The organism is Intestinimonas butyriciproducens (assembly GCF_004154955.1).
GTDB lineage: Bacteria > Bacillota > Clostridia > Oscillospirales > Oscillospiraceae > Intestinimonas > Intestinimonas butyriciproducens.
In genome coordinates, this window is sequence record NZ_CP011524.1 from 3,034,329 (window position 1) to 3,053,098 (window position 18,770).

General features: G+C 57.9%; 20 protein-coding genes. 11 read left to right on the forward strand and 9 right to left on the reverse strand.

Annotation, left to right across the window (positions count from 1 at the left end):
- Positions 1 to 26: 26 nt before the first annotated feature.
- The 4 genes from SRB521_RS14945 to SRB521_RS14960 all read right to left on the reverse strand — a co-directional run bounded on the left by SRB521_RS14945 (position 27) and on the right by SRB521_RS14960 (position 2,626).
- Entirely contained in the window at positions 27 to 815 is a 789-nt protein-coding gene (locus SRB521_RS14945; RefSeq protein WP_058118588.1) for an HpcH/HpaI aldolase family protein, read from the reverse strand.
- A 76-nt stretch (positions 816 to 891) separates the two neighbouring features.
- Entirely contained in the window at positions 892 to 1,272 is a 381-nt protein-coding gene (locus tag SRB521_RS14950) for a cupin domain-containing protein (protein ID WP_058118589.1), read from the reverse strand.
- Positions 1,273 to 1,326: 54 nt separating this feature from the next.
- Positions 1,327 to 1,707, reverse strand: coding sequence for a cupin domain-containing protein (locus tag SRB521_RS14955; protein WP_058118589.1), 381 nt, complete (start codon positions 1,705 to 1,707; stop codon positions 1,327 to 1,329).
- Between the two features lie 43 nt (positions 1,708 to 1,750).
- Complete coding sequence (locus SRB521_RS14960; RefSeq protein WP_058118808.1) at positions 1,751 to 2,626, reverse strand: DUF6282 family protein; 876 nt, start codon at positions 2,624 to 2,626, stop codon at positions 1,751 to 1,753.
- A 351-nt stretch (positions 2,627 to 2,977) separates the two neighbouring features.
- On the opposite strand from SRB521_RS14960, the gene SRB521_RS14965 reads away from it, so the two are divergent.
- Positions 2,978 to 3,748: a GntR family transcriptional regulator gene (locus tag SRB521_RS14965; protein WP_033119035.1), complete on the forward strand. Its 771-nt coding sequence runs from the start codon at positions 2,978 to 2,980 to the stop codon at positions 3,746 to 3,748.
- A gap of 54 nt (positions 3,749 to 3,802) precedes the next feature.
- Here the strand turns inward: SRB521_RS14965 and SRB521_RS14970 are convergent, their stop codons facing one another.
- Genes SRB521_RS14970 through SRB521_RS14980 form a run of 3 tightly spaced genes read right to left on the reverse strand, consistent with a single transcriptional unit; the run spans position 3,803 to position 7,682 of the window.
- A complete protein-coding gene (locus tag SRB521_RS14970; protein WP_116722291.1) occupies positions 3,803 to 4,852 on the reverse strand; it encodes an AbrB family transcriptional regulator in 1,050 nt (349 codons plus the stop codon).
- Positions 4,853 to 4,854: 2 nt separating this feature from the next.
- Positions 4,855 to 6,828: an oxidoreductase gene (locus tag SRB521_RS14975; RefSeq protein WP_083630994.1), complete on the reverse strand. Its 1,974-nt coding sequence runs from the start codon at positions 6,826 to 6,828 to the stop codon at positions 4,855 to 4,857.
- Positions 6,829 to 6,869: 41 nt separating this feature from the next.
- On the reverse strand, positions 6,870 to 7,682 hold the full coding sequence (locus SRB521_RS14980; RefSeq protein WP_081959977.1) for a beta-keto acid cleavage family enzyme: 813 nt from the start codon (positions 7,680 to 7,682) through the stop codon (positions 6,870 to 6,872).
- A gap of 324 nt (positions 7,683 to 8,006) precedes the next feature.
- Between SRB521_RS14980 and SRB521_RS14985 the strand changes: the two genes are divergently transcribed.
- From SRB521_RS14985 to SRB521_RS15010, 6 genes are all read left to right on the forward strand, one after another.
- Complete coding sequence (locus SRB521_RS14985; protein WP_075704758.1) at positions 8,007 to 8,330, forward strand: DUF1622 domain-containing protein; 324 nt, start codon at positions 8,007 to 8,009, stop codon at positions 8,328 to 8,330.
- Positions 8,331 to 8,618: 288 nt separating this feature from the next.
- Positions 8,619 to 9,833, forward strand: coding sequence for an ABC transporter substrate-binding protein (locus tag SRB521_RS14990; RefSeq protein WP_058118594.1), 1,215 nt, complete (start codon positions 8,619 to 8,621; stop codon positions 9,831 to 9,833).
- Positions 9,834 to 10,024: 191 nt separating this feature from the next.
- Positions 10,025 to 10,951, forward strand: coding sequence for a branched-chain amino acid ABC transporter permease (locus SRB521_RS14995; RefSeq protein WP_058118595.1), 927 nt, complete (start codon positions 10,025 to 10,027; stop codon positions 10,949 to 10,951).
- Between the two features lie 10 nt (positions 10,952 to 10,961).
- Positions 10,962 to 12,077 carry a branched-chain amino acid ABC transporter permease gene (locus SRB521_RS15000; RefSeq protein WP_058118596.1) on the forward strand — a complete coding sequence of 372 codons (1,116 nt, stop codon included), beginning with the start codon at positions 10,962 to 10,964 and terminating at the stop codon, positions 12,075 to 12,077.
- Positions 12,074 to 12,922 carry an ABC transporter ATP-binding protein gene (locus tag SRB521_RS15005; protein WP_058118597.1) on the forward strand — a complete coding sequence of 283 codons (849 nt, stop codon included), beginning with the start codon at positions 12,074 to 12,076 and terminating at the stop codon, positions 12,920 to 12,922. Before SRB521_RS15000 ends, SRB521_RS15005 begins: the two co-directional genes overlap by 4 nt.
- A complete protein-coding gene (locus tag SRB521_RS15010) occupies positions 12,909 to 13,604 on the forward strand; it encodes an ABC transporter ATP-binding protein (protein ID WP_033118510.1) in 696 nt (231 codons plus the stop codon). Before SRB521_RS15005 ends, SRB521_RS15010 begins: the two co-directional genes overlap by 14 nt.
- A gap of 80 nt (positions 13,605 to 13,684) precedes the next feature.
- Here the strand turns inward: SRB521_RS15010 and SRB521_RS15015 are convergent, their stop codons facing one another.
- Positions 13,685 to 14,056, reverse strand: a complete 372-nt coding sequence (locus SRB521_RS15015; RefSeq protein WP_075704762.1) for a branched-chain amino acid transporter permease — start codon at positions 14,054 to 14,056, stop codon at positions 13,685 to 13,687.
- Positions 14,057 to 14,767, reverse strand: coding sequence for an AzlC family ABC transporter permease (locus SRB521_RS15020; RefSeq protein ID WP_075704763.1), 711 nt, complete (start codon positions 14,765 to 14,767; stop codon positions 14,057 to 14,059). It lies immediately after the preceding gene.
- A gap of 206 nt (positions 14,768 to 14,973) precedes the next feature.
- On the opposite strand from SRB521_RS15020, the gene SRB521_RS15025 reads away from it, so the two are divergent.
- From SRB521_RS15025 to SRB521_RS15040, 4 genes are all read left to right on the forward strand, one after another.
- A complete protein-coding gene (locus tag SRB521_RS15025) occupies positions 14,974 to 15,867 on the forward strand; it encodes a diacylglycerol/lipid kinase family protein (RefSeq protein ID WP_033118507.1) in 894 nt (297 codons plus the stop codon).
- A 16-nt stretch (positions 15,868 to 15,883) separates the two neighbouring features.
- The gene (locus SRB521_RS15030) at positions 15,884 to 17,374 is read left to right on the forward strand and encodes a sigma-54 interaction domain-containing protein (RefSeq protein ID WP_242976577.1); all 1,491 of its coding nucleotides are present in this window, start codon (positions 15,884 to 15,886) and stop codon (positions 17,372 to 17,374) included.
- 357 nt (positions 17,375 to 17,731) lie between these two features.
- On the forward strand, positions 17,732 to 18,574 hold the full coding sequence (locus tag SRB521_RS15035) for a beta-keto acid cleavage family enzyme (RefSeq protein WP_116722360.1): 843 nt from the start codon (positions 17,732 to 17,734) through the stop codon (positions 18,572 to 18,574).
- Positions 18,571 to 18,762, forward strand: a complete 192-nt coding sequence (locus SRB521_RS15040; RefSeq protein WP_033119394.1) for a hypothetical protein — start codon at positions 18,571 to 18,573, stop codon at positions 18,760 to 18,762. The genes SRB521_RS15035 and SRB521_RS15040 overlap by 4 nt, the downstream gene beginning before the upstream one ends.
- Positions 18,763 to 18,770: the final 8 nt, after the last annotated feature.

Genomic DNA, 18,770 nt, shown 5'->3' on the forward strand with positions numbered 1-18,770 from the left:
GACCGGAAAACTTGGACTTGGCTGCGTCAGTTGGTCTTGCGGTAAGGTGCGAACTGGGCCGCGAGCTCCTTCATGGTCTTGGAAAATACCGCAGTGTCGGAGCTGTAAAGGATGTAGCGGGCGCCAAGGTCGATATATCGCTCCATATCGGCCTTGCTGGTCACGTTAATGCCGCCGGCCTTACCGTACTTTTCAGCGGTCTTCAGCACTTTGGCCGCTACCTCCACCACGCGGGGATCGGTGGACTTGCCGGGGATGCCGAGGGACTGGCTCATGTCGGCGGGGCCGACAAACACCACATCGATCTGGGGGATCTGGCAGATCTCTTCAGCGGCGTCCGCCATCTCCTTATTCTCAATGTGGACAACCACAAGGGACTTCTCGTTGGAGGCTTCCACATAGGGCTTGGCCTTCTCATCCCAGAAGCCATACATAGCGTTGCGGGTCTGGCGGGAGAGGCCCCGGGTGCCCTCGGGGTAGTACTTGGCGGATTTGACGTTCTCCCGGAACTGCTCCACCGTGGTCATATTGGGGATCTGAACGCCGGTGGCGCCGCAGTCCAGGGCGTGGAAAATATGTTCCTCCGAGGCGGAGGGGACGCGAATGATGGTGGACAGCCCCACATTTTCCCCGGTACGGACGATGTTCTCCACACTTTCGTAGCCGATGGCGGAGTGCTCACAATCCACAACAATGAAATCAAGGCCGGACCAGCCCATGATCTCGGTGACCAGGGGACTGTTCAATTTATAGAACATGCCGAATACGGTCTCGCCGTCTTTCAGGCGGGTACGCAGGGATTTCTGATCAGTCATGCGTTGTCTTCTCCATTCCAAATGGCTGTGCTGGCCGCGCTTCCTCGTGCAGCCGGCACAGCCGGTTTCACAGGATTCAGCGGACCTCCACGCTCTCCTCACGGTCGGCGGTGCGCTTGGGGAAAAAGATGTCCATGTTGTACACAGGCTTGTCATACGGGTTTTCGATCCAGTGCATCGCGCCCGCTGGGATCGTCATGAAGCACAGGCCGCCGTCCTTATCCAGGTCGGCGTCAAAGGTGTACACCTTGTCATCCACATGGAAGTCGCATTTCCCCTTCAGGATCACCACGGACTGCTCATAGTCGTGCTTGTGGGGGCCGGGCACATGGCCGGGCTGGATCACGCCCATGCTGATGGTGTAGTGACTGCTGCCCTGGTACACCTTCCGCATCACGCTCGGCTTCGGATGAAACCAGTCGCACTTGCCCCAATCGAGATGTCTCACTTCGTCCATTTTAAATCGTACACTCCTTTTATCGCAATGTATTTTCCTGGCAGGTGTTTCCCGTCAGCGGACCTCCACGCTCTCCTCACGGTCGGCGGTGCGCTTGGGGAAGAAGATGTCCATGTTGTACACAGGCTTGTCATACGGGTTTTCGATCCAGTGCATCGCGCCCGCCGGGATCGTCATGAAGCACAGGCCGCCGTCCTTATCCAGGTCGGCGTCAAAAGTGTACACCTTGTCATCCACATGGAAGTCGCATTTTCCCTTCAGAATCACCACGGACTGCTCATAGTCGTGCTTGTGGGGGCCGGGCACATGGCCGGGCTGGATCACGCCCATGCTGATGGTGTAGTGACTGCTGCCCTGGTACACCTTCCGCATCACGCTCGGCTTCGGATGAAACCAGTCGCACTTGCCCCAATCGAGATGTCTCACTTCGTCCATTTTTGTTCCCTCGTCTTTCCTAAGTATTTCATATCATTTAAGTTTACAGTCTGATGTCCATCAGTTTTGCCGGGTTCTCTATCATCATTACGCGGAGCTGCTCCTCTGTGGCGCCGCACTTCTCCATCAGGACCTGAGCAAACGTCTGAAGGCCGCTGACTGGTTCTTTGTACACGCTCTGTCCCATATCGGAGTCCACTACAATCCGCTGATAGCCCACTCGATCCAGCACTTCCTGCGCAATGCTGATGGGCAGATGGTGGGACGCAGGCTCTACATCATTGAACACCACGGCGTTGAGTTCAATATAGGCCCCTTGATCCGCCCAGTGCACCATATCATCCACTGTAGCGCCAATGTGGAAGAAGGGGTGGTTTACCAAGATCTTGGGCAGCCCCAGCTCCACAGCCTTATCAATCAGTTTGTTGATCTCCGGCACGGAGCCATGTCCGGTCCCCAGCACCACCTCGGGGTGGTACTCTTTGAGATAGTTCAGGACCTCCACGACCTCGGGAAGCAACTCGCCCTGCTCATCCAGATAGTAAATGGGCTTCTCCGGCAGCTTCATCTTGCCTGCGCCCACAAAAGCCGTCTTCTTATGGTGTTCAATGTGGTTTTTTGCCGACACGGTGGGCATAAACACAATTTTGGCCCCCATACCACAGGCCGCGTCTACCGCACTGACATTGATACCGCCCACGGAGTTATTCAGACAGATGCACCCCATCGCCTGCGTGGTGCCGTCTCCCATATGCTTGGTCACCATATCCGTCCCCATCATACTGGGGAAATAATGATCCTTGGTGACAAATGCCCGGTAGCCTGCCGCCTGGGCATTGAGCAGCATCTCGCCGGAATCGACTTTGCGCTTGGCCACAGATGGGCCTGCGTGCACATGAATATCAATTGTGCCCTTCATATCAAACGCGCTCACAGCTACATTGCTCCTTTTGTATAGATTCTCTAGTTTTATCTCTCATCTTTTATATTCGATATTTTATCAAATATAAAAGATGATGTAAATTGTCAGAAATGCCTAAATACCTTCTTTATTTTTGGTCAATATGCCCCGAAATTATCATTAAATTTCTCTTCTTCTCTATAATCTTGTCTATTTTCATCAAAATTGCGGTTTTCGCCAGTTTTTGACCTCTCTTTCTTGCAATTTCAAAAATATTCTGTATAATATAAGATATTAGATCATAAATCACAAATCAATTGATTCATTTTAGTTATTCTGTATATTTTATCTCTATTTGGGGGTATTTTTGTGGAGATTATAACCAAAGGCGAGTATGCCTATCGGAGACTGCACGATGATATTCTGAGCGGTAAAATTCCGGGCGGGTCACGGCTTGTGGTCAAGGACCTAGTGGAGGAATATCAGGTAAGCTCCATGCCTATCCGCAACGCCATCACCCGGCTGGAAGAGCTGGGCTTTGTCCACACCTCAGCTCATCAGGGGGCATGGGTCTCCGAGATGAACCTGCGCAATTATTTCACTTTTATGCTGCTGCGCATTGAGGCTGAGGCTTTGGCCGCCATGTTTGCCGCGATGAATCACAGCGATGCGTTTATTCAGGAGCTTGAGGAGCTCTACCATGCCATGGAGTCCGCCAGAGATGCCAAGGATTATGAGACTTATGGCCGGGTGAATCGCAAATCTCATAATTTGGTCTGCGAGGTCAGCAACAACCCCTCCCTTTTGGAGTACATCAATATTCTGATGAGCCGCACACAGCTTGCGGTAAGTTTCTTCAGTGTTGTGCCCAAGGCCAGCAAAGAATCCTGTCAAGAACACAGGGACTGGATCGAGGCCTTTCGGAATCACGACATCCAGCGCAGCATGGCCATCATTCGCTATCAGCGCTGCCGCTCCAACCTGGAGCTGATGCACACCATCCTGACGGATGATCCCGCCTTGGAGATCAACCATTTCCTCAAGCAGGCCGCCTCCGCCCCTGACGCGAAGGACTGTGTCCGGGAGTTCCTCCCCATTTTTGAGGATATCCTGAAAAAAAACGACTACACTAAATTTTAAATTTGTCCCGCGCAATAAGAAGCAGCCGCTGTCCAAACGGACAGCGGCTGCTTCTTATTTGTGCAATACTGTAGTGAGAAGCTGAATGGCCGCCGGCATCAGGCTTAAAATACCCACATACCGCACCAGTTGGAGTGCCGCTACCTTGGGCGCGTCTCCGCCCGTCTCAGTGGAGATCAAGGCCATATCCGATACTCCCGCCGGAATCGCCCCAAAAAGTGCCGTGGCAAGGTCCAGCCCGCAGACCTTGTGGATCAGCCAACCGAAGAGATAGTTACAGAGCACGAGGCTGACCACCAAGATCAGGGCGGGAATCAGCAGAAAGCGAATATTTTCCACATCCTGCATGGTAATTCCCACTCCTACAATAGTCCCCGCTACGCATTGGGCTGCCAGGCGCAGCTTTTTGGGCAGGTATGCGTGGCCGCTTTTTACATTGCGCGCCGCCACGGCAAATACTGCGAATATCATGGCCCCAGCCGGGATCCCCGCCAACTTCCCCGCTATCCCCGCAGCTTCCGCCAGTATAAGCGTGATCAGGGCATTTTTCCACGTTCGTATATCCGGCGCCTTGTAGCCGGGCGCTCTGGTCGGGTCCATTTCATTTTTCTCCCCGTCGAGCCGGGCGCACACCCGAAAGGCGATCTGCGGCAGTACCATAATCGCAAAGAGTGTCCGCACGAGCTGAAGGGCCGTGCTCAGGGTCCCATCCGCTCCCAGGTCCGTGCTGATCAACGCGATATCGCTCAGGCCCGCCGGCATGGCGGCCACCAGAGCCGTCGCCAGATCCAGCTCCGAAAATCGGAACATCAGGAAGCCCACGACAACGGTATCCGCCGCCATGCAGAAAAACATCAGCAGACTTGCGCCCAAAATAGTTTTCATCTCTTTTAGGTCGCCGCGGGTGATCCGCTGTCCAATGAAGCCGCCCGCTATGGCCTGGACCACTGTTTTCATAGCCGTCGGGAAAGTTCCCATTCCCGTCATAATATTGAAAATGGCCGTAAACAGGATGGCACCGATCAGCGCACCGGCGGGCACCTTCATCCGATAAAACAGATACGCCCCCAGCACTGCGACCCCAACAGTAGCTGCCAGGGCCACGGCTAAATTCCCGCTCCCAGCGCCTCTCCGCTGGTGATCGCCTCATAGATCCGGCCAGTCTTCAGCGCGTCCCCTGCGGTATAGACCGGGATACCCAGTTCAGCTACCAGCTCCGTGAGCTCGTTGCTGGGCCGCACGCCCAAGGCGCACACCACTGTGTCCACACCGGTAAGCGTGACGCTCTGCCCCTGATGGGAGTAGGTGACGGCGTCCCCTTTTACCGATTCCACCTTGGTATCCACCAGGATCTCGCACCCTTTTTCCTGCATCCGCCGTACCAGCAGGGAACGGGCGTAAGAGCGGTCCTCCTTCATCAGATTATCCATCATCTCAATGACCGTGACGTGCTTGCCGTTGGGCTTGCGGTCATTTTGCGGGTGGACCAGGAACTCCGCCGTCTCACAGCCCACGGCTCCGCCGCCGATGACCACGATATTCTGCCCGGTGGTCACCTTGCCAGCCAGGACATCCCAAGCGGAGACCAACTGTTTGGCTTCTCTCAGGAATCCCGGGATCACCGGCTTTCCGCCGGTGGCGACGATAACGGCGTCCGGGGCCTCCGCCCGGATCAGCGCTTCATCCGCCCGGACCCCGCAGCAGAGCTCCACGCCCGCCCTCCGGGCCTGGCGGATCAAATACTGGGTCCCCTGGGTGATATCATGCTTTGCGATGGGGATTCCGGCCAGGACCATCTGCCCGCCCAGGCCGGTGCTCTCCTCCACCAGCTTGACCCGGCATCCCCGGCGGGCTGCAGTGGCCGCGGCCTGGAGCCCCGCCGCGCCGCCGCCGATGACCAATACTTTCTTCGGCGCGGGCACAGGCGTCACCGCCACTGTCTCTCTTCCTGCATAGGGATTCATCGTGCAGCGGATCTGGGCACCGTGGACATGGGTGATGCAGTCGGTGCAGCCGATGCAGGGGCGAATCTCCTCTACCCGGTCCTCCCGGGCCTTATTGGGAAACTCGGGATCACACAGAAGCGCACGGGCCATGTACACCGCGTCGGTGCGCCCCAGATCCAGCACCTGCTCCGCCGCCCAGGGTTCGCAGTTCCGGCCGATCACGCCCACAGGGATACTCACGGCATCCTTGATCTGCTTGGAGAGCTCCGTGTTTACTCCTCTGGGGGTCCCGTTGGGGGTGACGGTCTTCCAATAGGTCTCCAGAGTGCCGTTGGACAGGTTCAGCAGGCTCACCCCCGCCTTTTCCAGGCGGCGTGCGATGTATATGGCGTCCAGCATGGACTGCCCGCCCGGTTCGAACTCCGTCATGGACATGCGGACGATGATCGGATAGTCCTCTCCGGCTGTTCTGCGGACTTCGGCGATTACCTCCAGCAGGAAGCGCAGTCTGCCGTCCACACTGCCGCCGTAGTCATCCACCCGCTTGTTGCTCAGAGGGGAGAGGAATGTTCCCAGCACCCCATGGCGATGGGCCGCATGAATCTCCACTGCGTCCACGCCCGCCTCCCTGGCCCTGCGGGCGGCCTGTCCCATCTTATGGGTAAATGCATGGATTTCCTCTACCGTCATGGCCCGGGGCATCTCACCCACATTCCGCAGCGGAATGGCCGAGGCCGCCACCGGCTGACGCCCCCCGTTGAGCCGCGCGGTAGCCGCTGGCCCTCCGTGGAGCAGTTGGAGGGCCAGCTTGGCACCGTACTTGTGAACCTCGTCGGCCAGACGGCGGATCCCGGGGATCTGGTCGTCTCGGTAAAGCCCCATATTGTTGGGGATATTATAGTGACTGTTCTCGTCAACCATCACGTTTTCTGTGGTAATCAGCCCCACGCCGCCGCGCGCCCGGGCGGAATAGTAGGCCAGCGCTTCCTCCGTGACCTGATTCTGTCCGTCGCACAAAGCCGTGCTCATGGCAGACATAAAAATGCGGTTCTTCACCGTCATGCTCCCCACCTGAAGCGGGGAAAAGAGAAGCGGGAATGCACATGGATTCATATTGTCGATCTCTCCCTCCATTGTTCCGCCGCTCCTGCGGCGGCCTGCCGGACGCACGTGCGTTACAGCCCCAGTATCTCGCGGGCCTCCGCCGGGGATGCGATCTCCCTGCCCACATCCTTGGCGATACGGGCCACCCGCTCCACCAGGGAAACATTGCTGGCAGGCACCCCTTTGGTCTGATACAGGTTATCCTCCAGACCCACCCGCACGTTTCCGCCGGCCGCCAGTCCCAGCAGCATAGTGGTGACCTGGTTGGCGCCCACGCCGGAGATGGACCACAGCGCATCGTCGGGGATCATGGTCAGCAAGTGGCTGAGTTGGCCGATGTTGGCGGGCTGTACATTCCGCATGCCCATGACAAAGTTCAGGTACAAGGGCCCGTCGATCAGCCCCTTCTTCTTCAGTTCCACCGCCGGAGCGACCATGCTGGTGTCGAACACCTCGATCTCCGGCATGATGTGCCGCTCATGCATCATCTCGGCCAGCTGCGTAATGAGGGTGGGGGAGTTTTCATAGACTGAGGTGGGGAAGTTCACCGATCCGGTGGAGAGGCTGGCCATCTCGGGATTCACAAAGAGGCATCCCCGGCGGCTCTCAAAGCTCATACCGGCGCGGCCCCCTGTGGACAACTGGACAATGAGTTCCGGTGCCAGGGCCTTAATCTTGTCGTGGATCTCTTGGAATACTGCGGTGTCATGGCAGTTCTTCCCCTCGGCATTGCGGGCGTGGATGTGGACCACGGCGGCGCCTGCGTTGTAGCAGGCCAAGGCATCCTGGGCAATCTCGTCCGGCGTGATGGGTACATTGGGGTTCTGCTCTTTGGTTGGCAGAGAGCCTGTCAGCGCCGCTGTAATAATTAGTTTTCTCATCATCAATAAACCCCTTTTCTATTTTCGATTTCGTCAAATTACCGCATTCTCTCCCTGTGTTTGTTATCTATTTTAGTCTACAATTTGTCAGGATTCTTGTCAATAGATATTTTATAATTTATCAAATATCTATTGATTGTTATTTCTTCGCCACCCCTTGACCAGATATACGTCGATCGTTTCCATTTGGGACGTGCGCTGCGGAGTCCGCGTATGCCGGTTTGTCTGAGAACATCCGCCCTAAGATTTTGGTATGCCGTCCCCTGCCGGCGGGTATCCTGTTTGCAGTGAGGACATCCGTCTCTATTTCATTCGGGAGGGGAAGCAATGCTGGAATCCGCCGTCGAGTGGGCGCTGCCCATGGTAATCTCCCTGTGTGAGTTTATGGGGATTTTTATTGTAGCTGTTTCTGCGCTGGGTTCCTTTGGTCGTTACCTCAAAACTCTTTTTACCCACGCCCCATGCGATATAAAATTTCAGTTGGCCAACGGCCTGGCCCTTAGTCTGGAGTTCAAGATGGCCGCTGAGATCTTGAAGACCGTCTTGGTCCGCGAACTGAATGAGCTCGTGGTCCTAGGCGCCGTCATCATTCTGCGGGCCCTTCTATCCTTTTTGATTCACTTTGAAATGAAGCAGCCTCATTCCTCCTGATCGGCCATCACGCTCCCCCTTGTGGGCTTATGTCCGCAGCGGGGGGGCTTTTTTACTCTTTTTGTCCTCATATGCAGGATTCTCTCTTTTGTGATTCTTGTGCAGGCCGATTTTTCTCCCATATCCGGGCCTTCTTTTATATAAAATGGAAAAAACTGATTTTTTGCTCTGGTTCTGCTTGCATTTTCTCTGGTGCGTTGCTATAATAAAGCAGCAGGCGCGGACAATTGTCTCTCTTGAAAAGACAGTCCCGTCACACAGAAAGGACAAGAAGGAGGATCCCATCTGATGAAAAAGTTTCTTGCACTCGCGCTTTCCTGCTCCCTGGCGCTGACCGCACTGGCGGGCTGTTCCGGCTCCGGTACCGGCTCCGGGAGCGGTACCCCCGGTTCTTCTGCTCCTGAGTCCGGGGATAAGGTCGTTACCATCGGTATTTTTGAGCCCGCTTCCGGCGACAACGGTGCCGGCGGCAAGCAGGAGGTCCTGGGCATGAAGTACGCCCATGACGTACAGCCCACAGTGGAGATCGGCGGCGAGACCTATCAGGTGGAGCTGGCCATTGTAGACAATCAGTCCTCCAACGACAAGGCCGCCACCGCCGCCTCCGAGTTGGTGAGCAAGGGCTGCTCCGTGGTGCTGGGTTCTTATGGCTCCGGCGTATCCATTGCCGGTTCCGACACCTTTAAAAACGCCGGTATTCCCGTCATCGGCGTCACCTGCACGAATCCCCAGGTCACCGAGGGGAATACCCACTATTTCCGCATTTGCTTTCTGGACCCATTCCAAGGCACCGTTCTGGCCAACTTTGCCGTGGATAACTTTGAGGCCCAGACCGCTTACACCCTGAGCAAGCAGGGCGACGACTATTCCGGCGGCCTGTGCTACTACTTTAAGGAGGCCTTCGAAGCCAAGGGCGGCACTGTCGTGGCCGCTGAATTCCCTGAGGGCACCTCCGATTTCACCTCCTATGTCACCGCTGCCAAGAACGCCGGCGCCGACGTGTTCTTCGCCCCCGTCTCCACAGAGGCCGCCGCGCTTATCATCGACAATGCCGCCGCCCAGGGCCTGGGTATGCCCATCATGGCGGGCGACACCTGGGATTCCAACGTGATCACCGGCGCGGCCCAGGGCAAAGATGTGGAAGTTTATGTCACCACCTTCTATCAGGAGGGCGGCAACGAGGACTTCGATAACGGCATTAAAGAGTGGATCAACGCCGACTCCACCCGTCTGGCGGAAAATGGCGGCAATGATATGATCGCCGCCGTCTCCGCCATGGGCTATGACGCCTATTTTGTGGCGCTGGAGGCGCTGAAGAATGCGGGCTCCACCGATCCCGCCGCTGTCAACGAGGCTCTCTGGGACACGACTTATACCGGCGTGTCCGGCGATATTGCCTTCGAGTCCACCAACGGCGACGCCATCCGTGACGTGGCCTATGTAAAAGTGGCCAACACCGAGACCGGCGCATGGGACTTTGTCACCGTGCAGAAGGCCAGCTAAGGCTCTGGCGGCAGGAGATCTCCTGCGCCGTGTACCCTGTCTCAGCGCACTGTACAATGCAAGCATTGGTTGGATAGCGGGGGCAGAATTGCCCCCGCTATCCCATAAAAAACGCCCTTACAATTTTTGGGCTGCCTCGAAAAAGGCCGGTGGGCCTTTTTCGAGACGGCCCAAAGTGGAGGTCCGCCTATATGGAGTTTTTAACAAAGAATCTATCCTATCTGCTGGCCGGCATCTCAGTGGGAGGACAGTACGCTCTCATTGCGATCGGCTATACCATGGTCTACGGCATCCTTCGTCTCATCAACTTTGCCCACGGCGACGTGTTTATGGTGGCGGGACTCATGATGGTGTATCTCTCCGCCTCCCTCCCTCTGTGGATCGCCATCCCTCTGGTGTTGCTGCTCACCGTGTTGCTGGGCTTTCTCATCGAGCGCGTGGCCTACAAGCCCCTGCGCACTGCGCCCCGCATGTCGGTGATGATCTCAGCCATCGGCGTGAGCTATCTGCTCCAGAACCTGGCCCTGTATGTCACCGGCGGGCTCAACAAGAACTATCCCGCCATTCCCGGCATCTCTGAGCAGGTCACCATCGGCCCGGCCACCACCAAGGTGGTCACCCTGGTCACCCCCGTGCTCACCATCGTGCTGGTGGTGGTGCTCATGCAGCTCATCAATCACACCAAGACCGGCATGGCCATGCGGGCTGTGGCCAAGGACTTCGAGACCAGCCAGCTCATGGGCATCAAGATCAATTCGGTCATCAGCGTCACCTTTATCATCGGCTCCTTTCTGGCTGCCGTCGGATCGCTGCTCTACTTCACCAACTATCCCGGCGTCGTGCCCACTTCGGGGGCCATGCCGGGCCTGAAGGCTTTCGTGGCCGCCGTATTCGGCGGCATCGGCTCTATCCCCGGCGCCGTAGTTGGCGCCTTCCTCATCGGCATCTGTGAAAACATCATCAAGGGTCTGGACGACATGCTGGTCCAACTGGGCGTCATCCAGACGGGGTTGGGGCTCACCACCTTCTCCGACGCCTTTACCTTCGCCCTGCTCATCGTGATTCTCATCGCCAAGCCCACCGGACTCTTCGGTGAGAAGGCCACCGACAAGGTTTGAGGTGACTGCCATGAAAAAACAAAATCATATCTGGGTTCCCGTGGCGGCCGCCCTGGTCTGCATCGCGCTCCTCTACATTCTGGATCTGGTCCTGCCCAGCGGACATATGCTCTTTACCGTACTCAAAAAGAGTGCCATCTACGCTTTGGTGGCGGTCTCTATGAACCTGCTCAACGGGTTTACGGGCCTGTTCTCTCTTGGTCAGGCGGGCTTCATGCTCATCGGCGCCTATGCCTACGCCATCTTCACCATCCCCGTAGAGGCCAAGGAGAAGGTCTATCAGTACTATGACTGCATCATCGGCTTCAGCCTGCCCATTCCGGTGGCCCTGGTGCTGGCCGGACTGCTGGCGGCCGTCTTCGCCTGGCTCATCGGTCTGCCGGTCCTCCGGCTCAAGAGCGATTACCTGGCCATTGCCACCCTCGGTTTTGCCGAGATCATTAAGGCCGTGTTCCTGTGGAAGCCCCTGGGTCCGGTCACCAATGGGTCCAACCTGCTCAAGAGTTTTCCCACCTTCAGCACCCTGATTTCCGAGGACTCTCCCTTCTACGGTTTTTACAGCCAGCACATCGCCTTTTTCTCCACCCTGTTCCCTCTGGCGGTGGCGGCCATCTGCATCACCGTCATCGTGCTGCTCATCAACTCCTCCTATGGGCGGGCCTTCAAAGCCATCCGGGAGGATGAGATCGCCGCGGAGGCGATGGGCATCAATCTCTTCCGGCACAAGCAGCTCTCCTTCTGCATCTCCTCCTTTTTCGCCGGCATCGGCGGGGCGCTGCTGGCCATGTTTCAGAGCACCGTGGCCGCTGCACAGTTCAAATCCGCGCTCACCTACGAGATCCTGCTCATCGTGGTCATCGGCGGCATCGGCTCCGTCACCGGAAGCTGTCTGGCCTCGTTTCTCTTCGTCTCCTGCAGCGAGTGGTGGCTCCGCTTTCTGGACAGTGAGATCATCCTGGAAAACGGCTTTAAGGTCCCCTTCCTGCGCAACGGGTTCCGGCTGGTGGTCTTCTCCGTCATCATCATGATCGTGGTCCTCTTCTTCCGCCGGGGCATCATGGGCGACAAGGAGCTGCCGGATCTCTTCCGGAGACGTGCAAAGCGGCGGAAGGAGGCGATAAAATGAGTGAAACTGTCCTTCAGGTCGAACATGTGACCATGCAGTTCGGCGGCGTGGTGGCTGTAAACGACCTCTCCCTGGAGGTTAATAAGGGGGAGATCGTGGCGCTGATCGGCCCCAACGGTGCCGGGAAGACCACCGCCTTCAACTGCATCACCGGCGTTTACGAGCCCACCAACGGCCGGGTCTCCTTTCTAGGCGAGCCCATGGTGGAAAACTTCCCCCAGGGCAAGATGCAGAAGCTCTACGCCGGAGAGAACAAGGGTCTTTTCACCCAAAGGCGCAACCCCACCCCGGACCACATCACTCAGTTGGGCATCGCCCGCACCTTCCAGAATATCCGGCTCTTTGGGGCGCTTACAGTATTTGACAATGTACTAATTGCCAAGCATATGCGCGCCAGACAGAATTTCCTCTCCGCCACCTTCCGTCTCAACGCCAGGGAAGAGCGCCGGATGCGGGAGGAGGCTATGGCCCTGTTGGAAGAGCAAAACCTGGCCCATCTGAAGGATGAAGTGGCAGGCAGCCTTCCCTACGGCCTTCAGCGCCGGCTGGAGATCGCCCGGGCACTGGCCACCAGTCCCAGGCTCCTCCTCCTGGACGAGCCGGCCGCGGGCATGAATCCCCAGGAGACACAGGACCTCACGGATTTCATTCAGCAGATTCGGAAGGAGTACGATCTCACCATTTTTATGATCGAGCACCATATGGACCTGGTGATGCGGATCTCCGACCGTATTTATGTCCTGGATTTCGGCAAACTGATCGCCCAGGGCACCCCGGTGGCCGTGCAAAACGACCAGCGGGTCATCGAAGCGTATTTGGGGGTGGCAGACGATGCTGAAGATTGACGGCCTGCGGGTCAATTACGGCGGCATCGAAGCGGTCAAGGACATCACCTTTGAGGTGCCGGAGCGGGAAATCGTCACCCTCATCGGCGCCAACGGCGCGGGCAAGTCCACCACCCTGCGGGCCATTGCCGGACTGGTAAAGCCCGCCTCGGGCCGCATCCACCTCCAGGCGGAGGACATTACCGCCCTCTCGCCGGACCGCATCGTGTCCAAGGGCATTACCCTGGTGCCGGAAGGGCGGCGGGTCTTTCCCGACCTCACGGTGCTGGAGAACCTGAAAATCGGGGCCTATCTCCGCAAGGACAGCCTGGAGGACGACCTCGCCTGGGTCTACGATCTCTTTCCCCGGCTCAAGGAGCGCTCCTGGCAGGCGGCTGGCACGCTCTCGGGCGGCGAGCAGCAAATGCTGGCGGTGGGGCGGGCCTTGATGTCCCGGCCCAAGCTCATGATGATGGATGAGCCCTCTCTCGGCCTCGCCCCGCTGGTAGTGAAGGGCATCTTCGACATCATCAAGGAGATCAATCGCCAGGGCGTGACCATCCTGCTCATTGAGCAGAACGCCAATATGGCCCTTCACACGGCGGACACCGCCTATGTTCTGGAGACCGGTCGGCTGACCATGAAGGGCACCGGTCGGGAGCTGCTCAGCAACGAAGCGGTCAAAAAAGCCTACCTGGGCTGAGCCGATTTGTCCGCTGAAACAGGCCTTCATCTCTGAAAAAAGAAACCGTCCCCTCCGGCTCGAGCCGGAGGGGACGGTTTTTATACGAATACCGCCTGGACGAGCACCATGTAGAGTGCTGTCCCGCCAAAAATGGACAGAAGATTGTTGCGTTTCCACAGGTGGAGCACCACCACCGCCGCGGCGGCAGCAAGCTGGGGCGCCCAGGTGGACATGGCGGCCAGGATTGCCTCGGAGGTCCAGTCCGCCGGGATGGAAAAACTCACATTCCGCAGGCAGTAAATAATGAGCATGGCAATGACTGCCGGAGGAAGGACCTTTCCCAGATAGAGGACCACCTTGGGCGGGGCGCTTCCCCGGTCAAAAAGGAGGAAGGGCAGCGCCCGGGTCAGGAAGGTGACCAGCGCCATCACCGCAATGGAGGCGACGGCCTGTCCGGTGGTAAGCGCCATTTATCTCACCTCCTCTTCCGCTTCCGCCCGACTATCATCCAACCGGGCACGCAGCAGCAGGAGCGCCACAACGATGACGCACAGAGCGGGAATCAGCATGGCGTCGGGTTTCAGAATGACCAGGGCGAGTACCGTGATACCGCAGCCCAAAAGGGCGGGCAGGTGGGAACGATAGGTCTTCCACTGGTCCACCGCGATGACAATGAAAAGCGCTGTCATGGCAAAGTCGATGCCGGTGGTGTCAAAGCTGATGAGGGCTCCGGCCACACTGCCGATGACCGAGCCCAGGATCCAATAGCCGTGGTCCAGAACGGCGATGGCAAAATAGTAGGCATGGGGGTCCACCCGTTCCGGGACCCGGGCTGAGGAGAGGAGCGCATAGGTCTCGTCGGTCAGGGAGAAGATCATATAGAGCTTTCGAAGCCCCATCCCCCGGAACTTTTCCAGCATGGAGAGCCCGTAGACCAGATGACGGAAGTTCAGGATCAGCGTAAGCACGGCCACACTTCCCAGCGCCGCGCCGGTGGACAGGAGCTCCACCCCCATATACTGTCCTGATCCGGCATAAATGGTCAGGGACATAAAAAAGGCCCAGATGACGTTATAGCCGATGGCCTCCAGCATGAGTCCAAACGCGATCCCGATGGACAGATACCCCATCAGCACCGGCACAGTGGCTGGAAAGGCGGCGCGAAAGGCGCGACGATACACGGCGGCAACACTTCCTTTCGTCCGATACTTTTTTGCTTATTGAATTAATAGTTTACCGTTGTCCGGCCTGAAATGCAAGGGCGGCTGTCCTTTTTCTCTCCTTTGCTAAATTGGGGCTTTGCTTTTCCAGGGAAACTTGTATAATTGTAAATATCCATAATCCTCTGCCCCGGCGGCAGGAACACAAGGAATCCGGAGGAATCAGAATGAAACGGCTGCTCTTCATCTACAATCCCCAGGCGGGCAAGGGGATCGTCAAAAACCACTTGGCCAACATTGTGGATATCTTCACCAAAGCGGACTATCTGGTGACGGTCTGGCCCACCCAGGGCAAGGAAGACGCCACCCGCGTGGCTGCCCGGCAGGGCTGGTGGTACGACCGGGTGGTCTGCTGCGGAGGCGACGGCACCCTCAGCGAGACGGTATCCGGCCTTCTCACCCTGGAGACTCCGCCGGTGCTGGGCTATCTTCCCGCCGGCACCACCAATGACTTCTCGCGGAATCTGGGACTTCCCCGCGGGCTGGAGAAGGCCGCCCTTACCGCAGTGGAGGGCACGCCCCGCCCCTGTGATATGGGCCGCTTCAATGACCGGTATTTTGTCTATGTGGCGGCCTTCGGCATCTTCACCGATGTGAGCTACGGCACCCCCCAGGAGTTCAAAAACGCCTTCGGACACCTGGCCTACCTGCTGGAGGGCGCCACCAAGCTGGGAGATCTGGGCCGGGGCTATCATCTCACCGTGGAACACGACGGCGGCACCCTGGAGGACGACTTTATTTACGGCATGGTAACCAACACCAATTCCGTAGGCGGCTTCAAGGTCTTTCCTCCCAGCCAGGTCTCTCTGGACGACGGGGTGTTTGAGGTGGTGCTGGTCCGCCAGCCCCGGAAGGTGGGGGACCTCCAGGACGCCCTGCTGTCCCTGGTCCGCCAGAACGCAGAGGAGAGCCGGCAGGTGGTGGCCTTCCACACCCAGAAGCTGAAGATCACCGCTGCTGAGGCGCTTCCCTGGACGCTGGACGGGGAGTACGGCGGCGCGCCGGAAGTGGCGCGGATCGAAAACCAGAATAAGGCCATCACCCTGATGTGGGGAAAATAAGAGAGGAGGCTGCACTGTGGAGGGGACCGAGGCACTCGACCGGGTCCGTTCTTCCCTCCTGGAGCTGGATCGGGCCCTGAAGGGGACCGATCTGGAACAGCAGGCCGCCCAGGCCGTGGGCGCGCTGGACCAATTTCAGGCGGGCTATTACGATTTTCGCGAGATCTGCGACAACCTATACGACGGCATCCACATCACCGACGGAGAGGGGAAGGTCCTCTTCATCAACCAAGCCTATACCCGCACCACCGGCATCCGCCCGGCGGAGATCCTGGGCCGGAAGGTCGCCGATATCGAGGCCGAAGGCGTCCTTTACAGGGGCTCTGTCACCGAACAGGTCCTCAAGCGCCGGGAACGGGTCAACTCCGTGGCCATCATCCTCAAGCTGGATAAGGAAGTGCTGGTCACGGGGAACCCCGTTTTTGACGGTGCGGGCAACATCAAACTGGTGGTGACCAATACCCGAGACTTTCCTGAGCTCAAGCGGCTGGAACAGCGGCTGCTCACCATGGCGGAGGAGAGCAAAAAGGTCAACGAGGAGCTGGCCTATCTCCGCAGGCAGCAGACAGGGCACAAACAGATCTATTACCGCAGCGAGGCCATGCGGCAGGTGATGGAGGTGGTCCGCACCGTGTCCGCCGCCGACGTCACGGTGCTCATCACCGGGGAGTCCGGCACCGGCAAGGAGTTGGTGGCCAACGAGGTCTATCAGCGCAGTGAGCGGAGGGACAAGCCCTTTATCAAGGTCAACTGTGCCGCCATCCCCTCCGAGCTGTTGGAGTCAGAGCTCTTCGGCTACGAGGAGGGAGCCTTCACCGGGGCGCGGCGCATGGGCAAGGCGGGCATGTTTGAGCTGGCCAACACCGGCGTCATCCTCCTGGATGAGATCGGCGACATGCCCCTTCCTCTCCAGACCAAGCTGCTCCGCGTGCTCCAGGAACGGGAGTTGATGCGCATCGGAGGCAGTAAACCGGTCAAGCTGGACATCCGTGTCATCGCCTCCACCAACAAAGACCTGCGCGAGGAGATCAAAGGGGGACGATTCCGGGAGGATCTTTTCTACCGGCTCAACGTGGTCCCTATCGCGCTGAAACCCCTGCGGGAGCGCAGGGAGGACATCCCTCTCCTGGCAGAGGAGTTCTGCCGGGCCTACAGCAAAAAATATGGAAAGTCCGTTCTCCTCTCCCCGGATGGGATGGATCTGTTGATGGAGTACCACTGGCCCGGCAACATCCGGGAGCTTGAAAATCTGATTGAGCGCCTGGTGGTCACCAACGACTCCGGCCCCATCGCCCGCAGCAGCGTGTTCCGGGCCCTCAACCCCAATGGGCTGCCGTTCTCCCCCTCTGAGACCTCTCAGACCCTGAAAGCCCAGGTAGGCACCTTCGAGCGCGAGCTCATCCTCCACACGCTGGAGCGGGAGGGCTCCCTCCGGAAAGCGGCCCGGGTCCTGGGGGTGGACCACTCCACCCTGGTCAAAAAATGTCGGCAGTACAACCGTCCCTAGCGCTGATGCCGCACCCGGTGAAACTCATCACCACATAGGTGATGAGTTTCACCGGGTGCTTTTTTCTTTATTTCGTCTCGAAATATTCCAAATCATAGGGCAATTTTCCCATTTTATTTGTTTTATATTGGTCTTTCTCTATAGAAGGCAAATTTACAGTCGGTGAAATTTATCACCGTTTTTCTTTTTTCTGTCCCTGTACCCCGTTTTTTTGCATCCTGCTCAACCGCCTCTCCCCCAATGGGTTGCGTATTTTTTCCGCTCGTTCTCCGGAATTGGCACGGCGTTTGCATAGATAGAAGGTGTGCAATGGGTATTCGCCCAAAGATTCTCGAAGAGAAAGTCGAGGTAAAGAACATGAGCAAAAAGACCATCATCACTGTGGCGACCACCGGCGCGTGGCCGAAGAAGAAGGACAATCCGAATGTCCCCATGACACCCGCCGAAATCGCCGAGGACGTATACGCCTGTTGGAAGGCGGGGGCAGCCGTGGCCCACCTGCATATGCGCGACGACGAGGGGAACGGCACCATGGATGTGAACAAGTTCCGTCAGACTGTGGAACTGCTGCGTAAAAATCATCCCGACTGTGACATTGTCCTCAATATGACCACCTCCGGCGATCTGAACGCCACCGACGAGACCCGCCAGCTCCACCTGGAAGAGCTCCGCCCCGAGATGGGCTCCTATGACTGCGGTTCCATGAACTGGCTGAATTCCAGCCTGTTCATCAACCACCCCAAATTCCTGGAGGAGCTGGGCACGCATATGCAGGAGTGGGGCGTAAAGCCCGAGATCGAGGCCTTTGACCCCGGAATGATCGCAAACGCCGCCTACTATCTGAAGAAGGGCATTTTGAAGGCGCCCCTCCACTTCCAGTTCTGCATGGGGTGCGCCAACGGTATCCCCGGCAGCATGAAGAACCTGGTCTTTATGAAAGAGACGATGGAATCCCTGTGCCCCGGCTCCACCTGGAGCTGCTTCGGGGTGGGCCATTCCGCAATGGAGATGCTCTACGGCGCAGTGGCCATGGGCGGCCATATCCGTGTGGGGATGGAGGACAATGTCATGTACGCCAAGGGGCAGCTCGCGGAGAGCAACGTCCAATTTGTGGAGCGTGCGGCCCGCGTCATCCGGGAGTACGGCAATGAGGTGGCCACTCCCGACGAAGCCCGTGATATCCTGGGGCTGAAGAAATGAGCTGGGGAGTCTACTGGATGTTTTACCGCTGTCCGGTGTGCGGCAAAAAATTCAAATCCGGCACGGACACCATCACCGAGCCCGCCTTCGGTCGATGCCCCGCCTGCCGGACCGAGGGCGTGCTGGTCGGCGAGAGCGGCAAAACTGTTCCACCAGATCCCCATGACTACGAGGACACTGCGGATTGAGGAGGTCC